Raw genomic sequence first — 13,152 nt, 5'->3', positions numbered from 1 at the left:
CGCCGCCGGCAGTGAAGCCGAAAACGGGTTGAGAGTTTAGACCAGCAGACCGCCCTGAGCCGAGCCGGGGTCGATCTTCCACACCTCGACCGCCGCCACGGTCGGGTTCTCCGTCGTCCCCTGCCAGAAGGCGAGGTTGAGCGTTCCGTCCGTGACCGAGACCGTCCGCGTCAGGGTCGTCGCCGTGGCGCCCCCGGCGGCCGCGGCCCAGATGTCGTAATTGGCGACCGTGGTGCCCTCGATGCCGATGTTGAACTGGCGCTGGCCCGCTCCGCTGAGTCCGCCCGGATCGTCGGGCTGGTTGTAGATCTCGGCGAAGTGCAGGACGACCTTGTAGGAGCCGGACGCCAGCGCGCTGCCGTCCGCATTCTTGACGGCGTAGCCGAAGCGCCCGTCATCGGCATCGGTGGTCGAAGCGCTCGCCCAGCCGAAGCGCTGGTTCTGGTAGAGCGCGTCATCCGTGGTTCCCGCGATCGGATCGACGTCGGAAAAGGTCGCGTTCCCGTCCTGGCCGGCGACATAGTAGCGGTGCGGGGCCGCCGCCGTGTCGGCCTCGAACAGGGTCCCGTCGGCGCGGGTAAAGGCGCTCCCGCCGGAATTGATGGCCAGGACGAGGGTATCGCCGCCGGGCGTCACGTCGATGGTGAAGGCGTGCGAGGCGGCGGCGTTGGTGTTGGCCGCGGGGCTCGCATCCGCCACTTCCCCGGCCTTGACGGTGGCGGTGTACGACCCGTCGGCCCAGCCGCCGTTCGGCGCCGCGACCAGATAGGTGGCGGTGGCCGAGGTGGCGCTGGTCGCGACCTTCGATTGCAGGCTGATCGCGCCGACCGCGCCCGCCCCCGTCACCGCGAGATCGGCCGCGGCGATGCTGTTGAGATTGATGCCGGACGCATCGTTGTAGACCACCGTCACGCTCGCATTCCCGGTGCCGGAGGCGGGCCCGGCGACGGTGAAGGAGCCGATGCTCGGGCCGGTCGTGTCGGTGCTGCCCGTCGCCTGCCGCACGACGATGCCGCTGAGCTTGGCGTTGTCGATGCCGTTGAGGAACTGGAGGTCGAGCGTCCCGTTGGCGCCCGCGGTGATCGGACCCGAGACGTAGGTGTAGGGCGTGTTGAAGCTGCCGGTCTGAGCGACGATGTCGAGGTCGTTGAGGACGGTCTGGCCCTCCAGCGAGACGTCGAACACCCGCTGGCCCGGATTGCTCCACCACAGCTCGCCGAAGCGCAGTTCGACCGTATAGGCCTGGGTCGTGCTGGCCACGGGGATCGCGTAGCTGAAATTGCCGTAGCGCTCGGTCTGGTAGACGGTGTTGGTGAAGGCCGATTGCAGGCCGTTGCCGCCGGTGCCGTCGATGAAGGTGGCGCCGCCGGTGAAGTACTGGTCGGCCGAGAAGCTGATCCCGTCCTGGATCAGCGCCCCGCCGCCGGCATTGATCGCCGCCACGATCCCGCCCGCGCTGCTGGTCTGGACCGAGAAGAGCTGCGAGGCCGCAAGGTTGGTGTTGGCCGCGGGGCTGGCATCCGCCACTTCCCCGGCCTTGACGGTGGCGGTGTACTGGCCGTTGGTCCAGCCGCCGGTGGGGGCGGCGACGATGTAGGTGGCGGTGGCCGAGGTGGCGCTGGTGCTCGTCTTGGATTGCAGCGTGATCGCGCCGACCGCGCCGGGCCCGCTCACCGCGATGTCGGCCGCGGTGATGCTGGCGAGGTTGATGCCGGACGCATCGTTGTAGACCACCGTCACGCTGGCGCTGGCATCGCCCGCCACGGGTGCCTGGACGGTGAAGGGGCCGACCGTCGGCTTCGTCGCGTCGGTGCCCCCGCCCCCGTTCGCCTGCCGCACGACGATGCCGCTGAGCTTGGCGTTGTCGATGCCGTTGAGGAACTGGAGGTCGAGCGTCCCGTTGGCGCCCGCGGTGATCGGACCCGAGACGTAGGTGTAGGGCGTGTTGAAGCTGCCGGTCTGAGCGACGATGTCGAGGTCGTTGAGGACGGTCTGGCCCTCCAGCGAGACGTCGAACACCCGTTGGCCCGGATTGCTCCACCACAGCTCGCCGAAGCGCAGTTCGACCGTGTAGGCCTGGGTCGTGCTGGCCACGGGGATCGCGTAGCTGAAATTGCCGTAGCGCTCGGTCTGGTAGACGGTGTTGGTGAAGGCCGATTGCAGGCCGTTGCCGCCGGTGCCGTCGATGAAGGTGGCGCCGCCGGTGAAGTACTGGTCGGCCGAGAAGCCGATCCCGTCCTGGGTCAGCGCCCCGCCGCCGGCATTGATCGCCGCGACCACCGGGTTCGTCGTGCCCGATTTCGCCGTCGTCGTGATGGTGATCCCGTCGAAATCCGCCGTGAACGGTGCGCCGTCGTTGGAGGTGGCCATCAGCCCGACCGCCATGCCGCTGGCCTTGCCGCCGACGGTGTAGTCGCCCTGGATCGCCTTCAGGAGCGCGCTGCCGCTCGGCACGCTCATGCTGGCCCCGGCGGTGAACGCGCTGTTCGCATCCGTCGCGGAGGAGACCGCGCCGGTGCCGAAGCGCCAGTAGGGCGTGACCGTGTTGGTCTCGAGATTGACCGCGAGGCGCAGCTGCACCCAGCTCGCATTCGTCGCGCTGAGAAGCGCGTTGTTGGTGACCGAAGCGGTCTGCGCGACGCCGAGATTCTCCATCGAGGTCTCGAAGATCGCGCTGGTGTACTTGCCGCCCGCGCTCTCGCCGCGGCCGCCCAGCACCAGCTTGATGAAGTTGTCCTGATCGCCCGTGCCGATCTGCAGGCCCGCCGAGGGGAAGCCGCCGTCGCTGGTGGCGTTCGGGATCCAGTTCGCCATGGTCATGGTGACGTTGGCGGTGGCCACGGTGTCGTCGAAGGTGACGCCGGCCTGGAGCGCGTCCTTGAGGGTGTTGTTGCCCTCCGTGAAGTCGCCCTCCTGCACGTTCTTGAGCTGGATCACGCCGCCCGCACCGCCCGCGATGATGTTGGACGAGGTGTAGAGGCCGCCGTCGAGGAACGGGTCGAGCCCGTTGATCATCGCGCCGGTGAGGCCGCTGCCGCCGAAGGTGCCGGGGATCGCGCCGGATTCGAAGTTGAACACGATCGTCTCGCCGCCCGAGATCACGTCGGTTCCGGCGGTGCCGTTGTCGGGATCGAGGGCGAAGGGGTCGAGCGTGTTGTTGATGCCGTCACCGTCGAGGTCGAGATTCTGCGGGTTGGTCGGCCCCGGCGTCAGCACCTTGATGTTGCCGTCGGCCAGCGTCGTGACCCAGACGGTGCCGGCGAACGGCTTGCCGTCGCCCACCGCGTCGATGCCGAGCGGGGCGCCGCCGCCCATCGGCACGACCTGCTTGCCCGCCGCGACGATCTGGCCGGCGGCACCGACGGTGGTGTCGACCCCGCCCGAAGCGTTGCGCGGGATGATGTGGAGGTAGCCGGCGAGATCGGTGACGAGGATCGCGCCCTTGATGCTCGTGGTGCCGCCATTCGCCGTGGTCCAGGTGGTCGAGGCGGTGTACTCGGCCAAGCCGTTGAGCGAGCCCTGGCCGGTATCGAGCGCCCCGTCACTGATGCCGCCCTCGAAGAACACGCTCTGGCGCGGATCGGCGGTGCCGGCGGGAATCACCGAGTTGAAATCGGCGGGCAGGCCGGCGCTGCCCTGCGGCAGGAAGGTCGCCCCGGTGACGCCGGTGCCCGGCGTCAGCAGCCAGCCGGCCTGGCCGCCCACCGCCCGCACGAGGTTGGGATGGCCGCCGTAATAGCCCTGTCCCGTGATCTCGTGGAGTTGGTCGTAGTTCAGCCGCTTGGTGCCGCCGTCGAGATCGGGCGTGTTGAGCGGGATCTGGTTCTGGTTCGTGACGACGTTGCCGCTGGCATCCGATGGGCGTCCGCCCCAGCCGTTATTGGCGCCGTTGTCGTAGGTGAACATCTTGCCGTCGGAGGTCAGCAGCACGTCGTAGGCGTTGCGGTAGCCGGGCGAGTAGACTTGGACCGGGCTGCCGGCGGTGATCTTGGCCATGTTGAGGCCGTCGCGCCCGCCGAACGGGCCGCTGACGTCCGATCCGTCCGGGTTCTCGTTGCCGGGGGTGCCGTTGTTGGGCCGGTTGGGATCGTCGAGGGTCGGCAGATCGTAGACGTAAGGATTGAGCCCGTTCGGATCCTTGATCGACATGGCGTCGAGCGCCGTGAGATCGACCTTCAGGACCGCTGCCGAATAGGCGAATTCCGGCAGGCCGGCGAAGTTGTTGGAGGGCGCGCCGGCATTGGTGTTGCCGCCCACCGCCACGTAGAGCGTCTTGCCGTCGGGCGAGATCGCCATGCCGTTGGCGGAGTGGTTCTCCTCCGAGCGGGGCAGGCCGCGCACGAGATCGACCTTCTTCCACGATTGGCTGGCGGAATCGAAGGTGAGACGGGAGATGATCGAGGAGTTGGTATCGAGATTCGTGTCCTCGCCGCCGTTGCCGGCGCCGATGCGCGGGTCGCTCGACGTGACGTAGAGGACGGGGTTGGCGGCCGTTCCGGTGGCGAGGATGCCGGTGACCTGCCGCTCCTTCAGGCTCGCGTTCAGCGTGCCGTCGTCGTTGTGGTTGGGCAGGTTCAGGATGAGGTCGATCGTTTCCGTGGCGGTGACGACGTAGCCGTTGCCGTTCTGGGCGACCGTGAGGGCCTTGATGCTGCCGAAGCGCTCGGCGACGTAGAGGCGCCCGTCCGGACCCCACTGCAGGGCGGAGGCCAGTCCGGAGTAACCGGCAAGTGTCGACTGAGAAAACGTCACGTCGGCCATGGTCTTCAACCCCCGCATCGAACTCGGGGCCGACCGTATCCGCGCCCGATCCGGGCTTCATGCGCGCAGCGGTATTCCGCGGCGCTCTTCCGGACTAGCGCAGCCTCCGCCGAAGGGGAGATCCGCTCGGCAAACGGGCCCTTCCGATCGGGACACGCCGGCACGCGGCGTCGAGGACGCGCTCGGCCCTCCCGCGCCCGCAAGCAAATCTCCGGTGCGGACGGTCAGGACGTTCTCAGAGCGCGCGTGTGATGCTAGCCCGCCGCGATGGACCCGTTTTCCGATCCGCAAGCCGTCGCCCGCTACGCCGATGGCCCTCCTCGGATGGTGCCCGGCTTCGCCGGCCTGCAGCGCATGGCGACGATCCTCCTCGCCGAACGGGCTCCGGACGAGGCGCGGGTGCTCGTGCTCGGCGCCGGGGGCGGCCTCGAACTCAAGGCGTTCGCCGAGGCACAGCCGCACTGGTCCTTCGACGGCGTCGATCCCTCGGCCGAGATGCTGGGCCTCGCGCAACGGACCCTCGGGGATCTCTCGGCCCGCACGCGCCTGCACCGGGGGCTCATCGACGTCGCGCCGGAGGGTCCGTTCGATGCCGCGAGCTGCATCCTGACGCTGCACTTCATCGAGTCGGGGGAGCGCCTGCGCACGCTTCGAGAGATCCGGCGCCGCCTGAAGCCGGGAGCGCCCTTCGTCGCCGCCCATTTCAGCATTCCGAAGGACGACGGCGGTCTCGATCTGTGGCTCTCGCGGTATGCCGCCTTCGCCGTCGCCTCGGGCATCGAGCCGGCGCAGGCGCGGAACGCGCGGGCCGGTCTCGCACAGAGGCTGCCGATCCTCGCGCCGGAGGAAGACGAGGCGCTGCTGCGGCAGGCCGGATTTGGCGGAGTCAGCCTGTTCTACGCGGGCTTCGCGTTCCGCGGCTGGGTCGCCTATGCCTGACCGCCTCGGCCGCTCTCCGGGACGGAGGACGGGAGGCTCAGATGTAGTGGCGGTAGACGATCGAGCGGGCCGCCTCGTCGCCGTCGCCGTCGAGATCGGCGCTCGGGGCCCGGCCGGCCGACAGGCCGATCATCGAGATCAGCGCCAGAGGGACCACCTTCGGCAGGAAACGGATGAGCCGGCGCGCACGGGATGCCAGGTCACGCGTGGACCGAATCAGGATCGTCATGCGCAAGGTCTCCCTTCGCCGGCAGTCGCGCCACGATGCCTGATCGGTGATGCCGCATTGTGTCGGAAATCAGCAGGGCACCGCGCCGGAGCGCCGCCCGCCCGGATCCTGCAGCAGCGGGCGATCAGGGCGTGGGGCGACGGCGGCCGAACGCCCAGGTGCCGACGGCCAGAGTCCCCACCGGGGCAAGAAGGAGAGCGATCACGGACAGCATGCTCGACATCAGTTGGGCCTCTCTCGGCGCATGGGATCGGCTCCCGGTCGTTCGGGATCGCGGAGCCTTTGCGCCTGCCTAACATGAAATATCGTTCGATCCACCGGCGAATTGATCACTATTTCGCAAGTTACCCTCGGCAGCAGCGTCCCGTGGAGCGCCGATCGGGAGCGCCGCCCAACCGGAATTCGAGCTGTGCGCGGCCCGAATGTCCCGATCCGGCACAGAATGCGCTGGCATCCCGCTCGCACCGGCGGCCCCGCATCGTTCGGTCCGTCCCATCCGGCCCGTGTCGTTGAGTCCACATGGTTCAGTCCGTGCCGTTCGAGGAGGTTGTCCGGTGTTGCCCAAGCTCGTCGGCTCCCTCGCCCTCCTCGCAGCCGGGACCGTGCTCCTCCACAGCTGGGAGATGCCGCGCTGGATGATCGCGACGCTGTGCGCCGTCGGGACGGCGGTGACCGTGCTGCTCGTCGCGCCCGCTCTGGAGCAGGCGATCGCTCCGGCCGCGATGATGCCGGTCCGCGAGCGGCCGAAGGGGCCCGCTCCGGTCTTCGAGGGCATCTGGGACCCGGTCGACCACCGTCAGGTTCTGAGCGGGCCGGGATTGTAGGATCCCGCCGGAACCCCGCTCCCGCGAACGGTCGAGGACCGAGGCCGCGTCACGCGCGGCGTCCCCCGGAGCCCTCGGATCCTGCGCCGCCGCCCGGCCTGCCCGTCCGTGCGGTTCCCGCCCTCTTCGGGCAGCCTCGTCACGCCGCCTTTCGCTCGGAAGCCGGGTCCGGCTGATGCGTTACCGCATCAGGTTGCAAAAATATCGTGCAAGTAGAATGGTTGCACGCAACTCAGATCATCGATCCAAGTATCTGTATTTATAACAGTTATAAAACATAGATCTTGCATACATCATTCCGCCTTTGCCATACGCGACACGCAGTTCGTCGTGTCCTCTTGGGTTTTATAACCTAAGCTAAAAGCGTTCCGGAAGAAGATGTTCGAAGATCGTGGCGTTTCCGCTCGGCTGTCTCCGCGTGCGGGCTGGATTTCACGCTTGCTGGCCTCGACGGTCCTTTCGGGAACGGCCCTCTGCGGCCTCTCCGCACCGGGCCTCGCGCAGGATGCTGCCGGCGCCATCGAACTGTCCGAACTGAGCGTGACCGGCCAGGGCCGCGGCGCCACGCTCGGCGGCGCGCTCTACGGTCCCGGCGGCGCCCTCGGCGCGGTTCCGGGCTACGTCGCCAGCCGCAGCACCGTCGCCACCAAGACCGACACGCCGATCCTGGAGACGGCGCAGTCGATCTCCGTCGTCGGCCGCAAGCAGATCGAGGACCAGAACGCGCTCACCATCAACCAGGCGCTGCGCTACACCCCGAGCGTCACCACGGAGCAGCGCGGCGGCGCCGGCTCGACCCGCCTGGAGCAGTTCTACATCCGCGGCTTCACCGCCCCGATCTTCCTCGACGGCCTGCCGCTGCCCGGCAGCCGCGACGCCTCCCCCACCATCGATCCCTATCGGCTGGAGCGGGTCGACATCATCAAGGGACCGGCCTCGGTGCTCTACGGGCAGTCGGGCCCCGGCGGCATCGTCAACCTCGTCTCCAAGGTGCCCCAGTTCGTCCGCCACAACGAGATCTTCGTCCAGGGCGGCGGCTTCAGCGAGGTGCGCGGCGGCTTCGACGTCGGCGGCCCGGTCGGCGACGGCAGCGGCGGCGTGGCCGACCAGTTCGCCTACCGGGTGGTGGGCCTGGGCTGGAAGGGCGACGGGCCGGCGGTGACGACGCAGGTCGAGCGCTTCTTCATCAATCCGAGCCTGACCTGGCGGCCCGACGCCGACACGCAGCTCACGATCATCGGCCAGTACCAGCGCGACCCGTTCTCCGGCTTCTACGGCGGCTTCCCGGCGGTCGGCACGGTGTTTGCCCGCAACTTCGGCAACGGCGTGTTCGGGCGCCTGCCGGTCGATTTCTACGACGGCGACCGAGGCATCGAGCGCTCCGACCGCACCCAGGCCTCGATCAGCTACCTGTTCGACCACCGCCTCAACGAGAACCTGCGCTTCCACTCCGCCGGCCGCTACCTGCGCACCGAGGGCGACTACCGCAGCGTCTACAGCGCCTTCAACACGCAGAACGGTCCCTTCGCCAGCGGCCCGGTCATCCCGCGCTCGGTGGGCGGTACCCAGGTCGGCATCGATGCCTGGACGATCGACAATAATTTCGTAGCGAATTTCGACACCGGCCCGGTGGCGCACACGGCGCTGCTGGGCGTCGATCACCGCACGTTCCGTACCCGCACGCTGGCCGGGCCGTTCAACCCGGCGCCGGGCCTGAACGCGCTCAATCCGAACTACGACATGAACATCGCGTTCCCGGCCTTCACCTCGGACGCGACAATCACCGCCGAGCAGACCGGCGTCTACTTCCAGGACCAGATCAAGTTCGACCGGCTCGTGCTGACGCTCGGCGGGCGCTACGACGTCGCCCGGCAGAGCGGCCCGACGCGCACGCTCGCCACCGGCGCCCTGGCGATCCAGAACGTCCCGGCGGATGCCTTCACGGGGCGGGCGAGCCTCCTCTACCTGTTCGACAACGGGATCGCGCCGTACGTTTCCTACAGCGAGGCGTTCGAGCCGATCGCCACGGGCCGCATCTTCGACACGACCTTCGGGACGGTCGGGCGCATCCCGGACCCGGTCTCCAGCAACCAGTACGAGGCCGGCATCAAGTACCAGCCGCCCGGCACCGACATCCTGCTGACCGCCGCCGCCTTCGACATCCGCCGCTCCAACGCGACGCAGCCGGACCCGAACAACCAGGGCTTCGTGGTGCAGACCGGCGAAGTCGGCGTGCAGGGCATCGAGTTCGAGGCGCGGGCCAACATCAACGAGAACCTGACCCTGATCGGCGGCTTCTCGATCCTCGACATCAAGAACACCCGCGACATCACCAACACCACCAACGACCTCACCGGCCAGCCGGTGCCCCTCGTCGGCCGCAGCCCGGTGCTGGTGCCCGATTCCACCGCCTCGCTCTTCGCCGACTACCGCTTCACCGACGGGCCGCTCCTCGGCCTCCAGGTCGGCGGCGGCGTGCGCTATCTCGGCCCCTCCTGGGGTGATCCGGCCAACACCTTCAAGGTGCCGGAGAGCGTGCTCGTGGACGCGGTGGCGAGCTACGACCTGAAATATCTCGACGCGACGCTCCAGGGCTTCCAGGTCCAGCTCAACGCCCAGAACCTACTCGACGAGCGCTACGTGACCGGCTGCTTCTCCTATTCGGGCTGCTATTACGGGCTTCCGCGCACCGTCTATGCAACCCTGCGCTACCGCTGGTAGGAGGCCTCGCATGGCGGCACAGGGCAGAACGACGGTGCGTGAGCGGGCCTCCGTGGCCGGCCGGGTCGTGCTGGCGGCGGGCGGCGGCTACGGCGTCGCGGCGCTCGCCACCGCGCTCCTGTCGCTGACCCTGCCGATGGCGCGCTCCGAGGCGGTGGCGACGGCGACGCTCCTCAGCTTCGCCGTGATGGCGGGCATCGTCGTGCTCGTCTTCTCGACGCGCACGCTTCTTCGGGCGCTCCTCACGGTCGGCGGCACGGCCCTCGTGCTCGGCGCCCTGCTCTGGCTGGCGATGGGAGGATCCAGGCCATGAAGGCGAGCTTCCGCCAGTCGATGGCGTGGCTGCACACTTGGTCCGGCCTGATCGTCGGCTGGGTGCTGTTCGCGATCTTCGTCACCGGCACCGCGAGCTACTACCGGCCGGACATCTCCCGCTGGATGCGCCCCGAATTCACGCAGGTCGAGCCGGTGGACGCCGCCGCCCTCGGCGCGACGGCCGAGCGCGCGGTGGCCCATCTCGGCCAGCACGCCGCCAAGGCGAGGACGTGGTTCATCGGTCTGCCGCAGGCGGACAAGCCGGTGCTCGACCTGTTCTGGCGCACGCGGCCCGGCGAGCCTCCGGGCCATGTCCTGCTCGATCCGCGGACCGGGGCCGAGGCCGCCGTGCGCGACACGCAGGGCGGCGACTTCCTCTACCGCTTCCATTTCGAGCTGCACATGCCGCCGCTCTGGGGGCGCTGGGTCGTCGGCCTGTGCGCGATGATCATGCTGGTGGCGCTGATCTCCGGCATCGTCACCCACAAGCGGATTTTCGCCGACTTCTTCACCTTCCGCCGCGACAAGGCGCCCCGGCGCAGCTGGCTCGACGCCCACAACGTCACCGGCGTGCTGGCGCTGCCGTTCCACCTGATGATCACCTATACCGGGATCGTCACGCTCGCGACCTTCTACATGCCGTGGGGCGTCACCGCCGCCTACAAGGGCAACGCGCAGGCCTTCTTCAGCGAGGCGAGCTGGATCACCACACCGCGTCCGCCCGCGAACCGGCCCGCCGCCCTGGCCCCGGTCGGGCCGATGGTGGAGCGGGCGCTCGCGTCCCGGCCCGAGCCGCTGGAGCGGCTCATGATCGTCAATCCGGGCGATGCCAACGCCACCGTGGTGGCGGTGTTCGAGGAGCCGCACGGCCTCTCGCACGAACATCCGCAGATCGCCTTCGACGGGGTGAGCGGCGAGATTCTGGAGGTCCGCGACGGCGGCCTCAAGCCCGCGGCCAAGACCTTCACGGTGATGACCGGCCTGCACGAGGGCCACTTCGCCGGCCTCCTGCTGCGGCTCCTGTTCTTCCTGTGCGGCTTGATGGGCTGCGCCATGGTCGCGACGGGCGTCGTGCTCTGGTCGCTGGCGCGTCTGCCGAAGGCGGGGGAGCGGCCCTTCCTCGGCCTTCGTCTGGTCCAGGCGCTCAACGTCGGCAGCATCGCCGGCCTGCCGGCGGCGGTGGCGGTCTATTTCCTCGCCAACCGCCTCCTGCCCCTCGATCTCGCCGGCCGCGAGCAATGGGAGATCCGCGCCTTCTTCGGCGCATGGATCGTCGCGGCCCTGGTGCCGCTCGCCCGCCCGCAGCGCCGGGCCTGGTGCGAGGGACTGGCCGCCGTGTCGGTGCTCTGTCTCGCGGTGGTCGCGGCCGACCTCCTGACGATCCCGGACCATCCGCTGCGGCTCGGCGGCGGCGACCCGCTCTTCGCGTGGTTCGACGCGGCGATGCTGCTGCTGGCGGCCCTGTTCGCCCTCGCCGCCCGCAAGATGCTGCGCTACGAGGCGCCCAAGCGGGATCGCGCGCGGGGCGCGAAGCCGGCACCCGTCACGGCGCCCGCCGCCTCTCCCGCTCGCCCGCCCGCGCGGCGCCCGGAGCCGACCCACGCATGACCCACGCATGACGCCCCTCGTCCTCGCCGCGAATCTCGGCTTGAGCTTCGCCGCCCTCGCCGCCCTGTGCCTCAGCCTGAACCGGCACCATGCGGAGGTGTTCGACCGCAAGGCGGAGCGGGCGGCGGTTCTGCGCCTGCGCGCATTCGGCTGGGCGGCGATCACCCTCTCCCTCTTCGTCGCCGGGCTGTGGGAGGGCTGGGCCTTCGGTCCCGTGCAGTGGATCGGCGCACTCACCGGGGCGGCGCTCGGACTGGTGCTGCTCCTGTCCTACCGGCCGCGCTACGTCGCCCCCGCCGCGCTCGCCGCCCTCGTCGCGGCGGCGCTTCCCCTCTCGATCCTGGCCGTCTCGGCCTGATGCGCCCGCTCCCGCCGCTTCAGGCGCTCGCCCATGCGGGCCGCCTGCTCGCCGCGCAGGGTTTCCGCGAGACCGCCCGCAATGCGCGCGGCGACAGCCTCTACTTCGCCCGCGGGGAGGGTCCGGAGCGGCTGCGGCTCTCGAATCACGCCCGCACGCCGAAGCAGCGGCGGGTCCATCCGGAGGTGATGGCGAGCCTCGTGATCCGCGCGCCGAAGACGGAAGCGCAGGTCGCCGCCCTGGTCGCGGCGGCCCTGCGCGACTTCGCGGGCGGCCTCTCCCGGCGGGACGCCCGCCTTACAGAGCCGCGCTGAGGCGGCGCATCCGGCGCCGCTCGGCGGGGATCTCGAACACGCCCGACCACAGCCCGACCCGGCGGCCCCAGGCGCGGCGGTCCTGCGCCTCGTAGGCGGCCGAGGCGCTCCGGTCGGCGATGGCGTAGCCGTTGGCGACCATCCAGGCGGCGAGGTCGTCGCCGTCGCGCCGGCACAGGGCGCGGGCGGTGCCGTCCGGATCCGCGCCGCGCGGCGCGCAGGTGACGCTCTCCCCGCCGATCCGCGCCGCCAGGGCCTCGGCGGCACCGCGGCCGCAGGAATAGTCGCGCTCATGTCCGTCGGAACAGGTCTGGTCGAGATCGGGCGCGTCGATGCCGTAGAGCCGCAGACGCCGGCCGCCGATCTCGAGCGTGCTCCCGTCGATCACGGTGGCGGGGCCGCTCACGGCCTGGGGCGCCATCTCGGCCGCCCGGGCCGGGAGCGTCTGAGATCCGGCCAGCAGAGCCAGGGCCGGGACGAGGAGCGCCCCCAGCAGGCGCCGGGCACCGGGCTCCTCCGGGGGGCGATCCCCGTTGGATCGGGCCGGGCTGGCGATGGTGCCGACGAGGCAGGCGGCGTAGATCAGCAGGATGGTGGCGGTGAGCGACATCGGAACGGGTCTCACGGAGAGAGTGGGGAGGGCGCGCCCGCCGGGGCCGCGCCGTCGATGCCGCCTTCTCGCAAACCCGATGGCGCGCGGGCCTGACGCCGCCTGTCAGCCTCGTGTCAGGCGGCGGCGGGCACACCCGGCCCGCGCCATGCTCCGTCCCCTGCTCCGCCCACTCCTCGTCACCCTCGTCGCCCTCGCCCCGGCGCTGGCGGCCGTCCCGGCACGGGCCGACAGCGACGGCGAGCGGGCGCGGCGCGCCCTGGAGCGGGGCGAGATCCGCCCCCTCGACGCGGTGCTCGCCGCCGCCCGCGCCGCCGTGCCGGGCGACGTGGTGGCGCTCGACCTCAAGCACGACGACGGGCGCTGGCTCTACAAGCTGCGCATCCTCGGCACCGACGGCCGGCGGCGCGACGTGAAGATCGATGCCAGCTCCCTCAAGCTTCTGGACGTGGACGACGATGACTGAAGCCGGT

General features: G+C 70.0%; 11 protein-coding genes. 8 read left to right on the top strand and 3 right to left on the bottom strand.

The genetic code is table 11. The features are described 5' to 3' along the window. Positions 1 to 36 precede the first annotated feature (36 nt). The gene (locus tag HNR01_RS06180; protein ID WP_183667193.1) at positions 37 to 4,761 is read right to left on the bottom strand and encodes a malectin domain-containing carbohydrate-binding protein; all 4,725 of its coding nucleotides are present in this window, start codon (positions 4,759 to 4,761) and stop codon (positions 37 to 39) included. Positions 4,762 to 5,028: 267 nt separating this feature from the next. Between HNR01_RS06180 and HNR01_RS06175 the strand changes: the two genes are divergently transcribed. Further along, entirely contained in the window at positions 5,029 to 5,700 is a 672-nt protein-coding gene (locus tag HNR01_RS06175) for a class I SAM-dependent methyltransferase (protein WP_183667126.1), read from the top strand. A 37-nt stretch (positions 5,701 to 5,737) separates the two neighbouring features. Here HNR01_RS06175 and HNR01_RS06170 read toward each other — a convergent pair whose 3' ends face one another. After that, positions 5,738 to 5,929 carry a hypothetical protein gene (locus tag HNR01_RS06170; protein ID WP_183667125.1) on the bottom strand — a complete coding sequence of 64 codons (192 nt, stop codon included), beginning with the start codon at positions 5,927 to 5,929 and terminating at the stop codon, positions 5,738 to 5,740. 554 nt (positions 5,930 to 6,483) lie between these two features. Here HNR01_RS06170 and HNR01_RS06165 point away from each other — a divergent pair. From HNR01_RS06165 to HNR01_RS06140, 6 genes are all read left to right on the top strand, one after another. After that, a complete protein-coding gene (locus HNR01_RS06165) occupies positions 6,484 to 6,753 on the top strand; it encodes a hypothetical protein (protein WP_017484047.1) in 270 nt (89 codons plus the stop codon). Positions 6,754 to 7,131: 378 nt separating this feature from the next. Further along, entirely contained in the window at positions 7,132 to 9,474 is a 2,343-nt protein-coding gene (locus tag HNR01_RS06160) for a TonB-dependent siderophore receptor (protein WP_183667124.1), read from the top strand. 10 nt (positions 9,475 to 9,484) lie between these two features. Next, entirely contained in the window at positions 9,485 to 9,787 is a 303-nt protein-coding gene (locus HNR01_RS06155; protein WP_183667123.1) for an iron transporter, read from the top strand. After that, positions 9,784 to 11,397 carry a PepSY-associated TM helix domain-containing protein gene (locus tag HNR01_RS06150; RefSeq protein WP_183667122.1) on the top strand — a complete coding sequence of 538 codons (1,614 nt, stop codon included), beginning with the start codon at positions 9,784 to 9,786 and terminating at the stop codon, positions 11,395 to 11,397. The genes HNR01_RS06155 and HNR01_RS06150 overlap by 4 nt, the downstream gene beginning before the upstream one ends. Before the next feature lie 7 nt (positions 11,398 to 11,404). After that, positions 11,405 to 11,755 (top strand): DUF3325 domain-containing protein, encoded by a 351-nt coding sequence (locus tag HNR01_RS06145; RefSeq protein WP_017484051.1) that lies wholly within the window; start codon positions 11,405 to 11,407, stop codon positions 11,753 to 11,755. Continuing rightward, complete coding sequence (locus HNR01_RS06140) at positions 11,755 to 12,069, top strand: hypothetical protein (protein ID WP_183667121.1); 315 nt, start codon at positions 11,755 to 11,757, stop codon at positions 12,067 to 12,069. Before HNR01_RS06145 ends, HNR01_RS06140 begins: the two co-directional genes overlap by 1 nt. Here HNR01_RS06140 and HNR01_RS06135 read toward each other — a convergent pair. Then, positions 12,053 to 12,679, bottom strand: a complete 627-nt coding sequence (locus tag HNR01_RS06135) for a thermonuclease family protein (protein ID WP_183667120.1) — start codon at positions 12,677 to 12,679, stop codon at positions 12,053 to 12,055. The two genes, HNR01_RS06140 and HNR01_RS06135, sit on opposite strands and share 17 nt — an antisense overlap. 148 nt (positions 12,680 to 12,827) lie before the next feature. Between HNR01_RS06135 and HNR01_RS06130 the strand changes: the two genes are divergently transcribed. After that, complete coding sequence (locus HNR01_RS06130) at positions 12,828 to 13,145, top strand: PepSY domain-containing protein (protein WP_017484054.1); 318 nt, start codon at positions 12,828 to 12,830, stop codon at positions 13,143 to 13,145. The last annotated feature ends 7 nt before the right edge of the window (positions 13,146 to 13,152 follow it).

The sequence above is a fragment of the Methylorubrum rhodesianum genome, assembly GCF_014199985.1.
Classification (GTDB): Bacteria; Pseudomonadota; Alphaproteobacteria; order Rhizobiales; family Beijerinckiaceae; genus Methylobacterium; species Methylobacterium rhodesianum.
This window is presented reverse-complemented; position numbering and strand designations above follow the sequence as displayed.

Bases quoted from the DNA above. Each gene is read 5' to 3' on its own strand.
- HNR01_RS06180 (WP_183667193.1), bottom strand. From the start codon at position 4,761: ATGGCCGACGTGACGTTTTCTCAGTCGACACTTGCCGGTTACTCCGGA.
- HNR01_RS06175 (WP_183667126.1), top strand. From the start codon at position 5,029: ATGGACCCGTTTTCCGATCCGCAAGCCGTCGCCCGCTACGCCGATGGC.
- HNR01_RS06170 (WP_183667125.1), bottom strand. From the start codon at position 5,929: ATGACGATCCTGATTCGGTCCACGCGTGACCTGGCATCCCGTGCGCGC.
- HNR01_RS06160 (WP_183667124.1), top strand. From the start codon at position 7,132: ATGTTCGAAGATCGTGGCGTTTCCGCTCGGCTGTCTCCGCGTGCGGGC.
- HNR01_RS06155 (WP_183667123.1), top strand. From the start codon at position 9,485: ATGGCGGCACAGGGCAGAACGACGGTGCGTGAGCGGGCCTCCGTGGCC.
- HNR01_RS06150 (WP_183667122.1), top strand. From the start codon at position 9,784: ATGAAGGCGAGCTTCCGCCAGTCGATGGCGTGGCTGCACACTTGGTCC.
- HNR01_RS06145 (WP_017484051.1), top strand. From the start codon at position 11,405: ATGACGCCCCTCGTCCTCGCCGCGAATCTCGGCTTGAGCTTCGCCGCC.
- HNR01_RS06140 (WP_183667121.1), top strand. From the start codon at position 11,755: ATGCGCCCGCTCCCGCCGCTTCAGGCGCTCGCCCATGCGGGCCGCCTG.
- HNR01_RS06135 (WP_183667120.1), bottom strand. From the start codon at position 12,679: ATGTCGCTCACCGCCACCATCCTGCTGATCTACGCCGCCTGCCTCGTC.
- HNR01_RS06130 (WP_017484054.1), top strand. From the start codon at position 12,828: ATGCTCCGTCCCCTGCTCCGCCCACTCCTCGTCACCCTCGTCGCCCTC.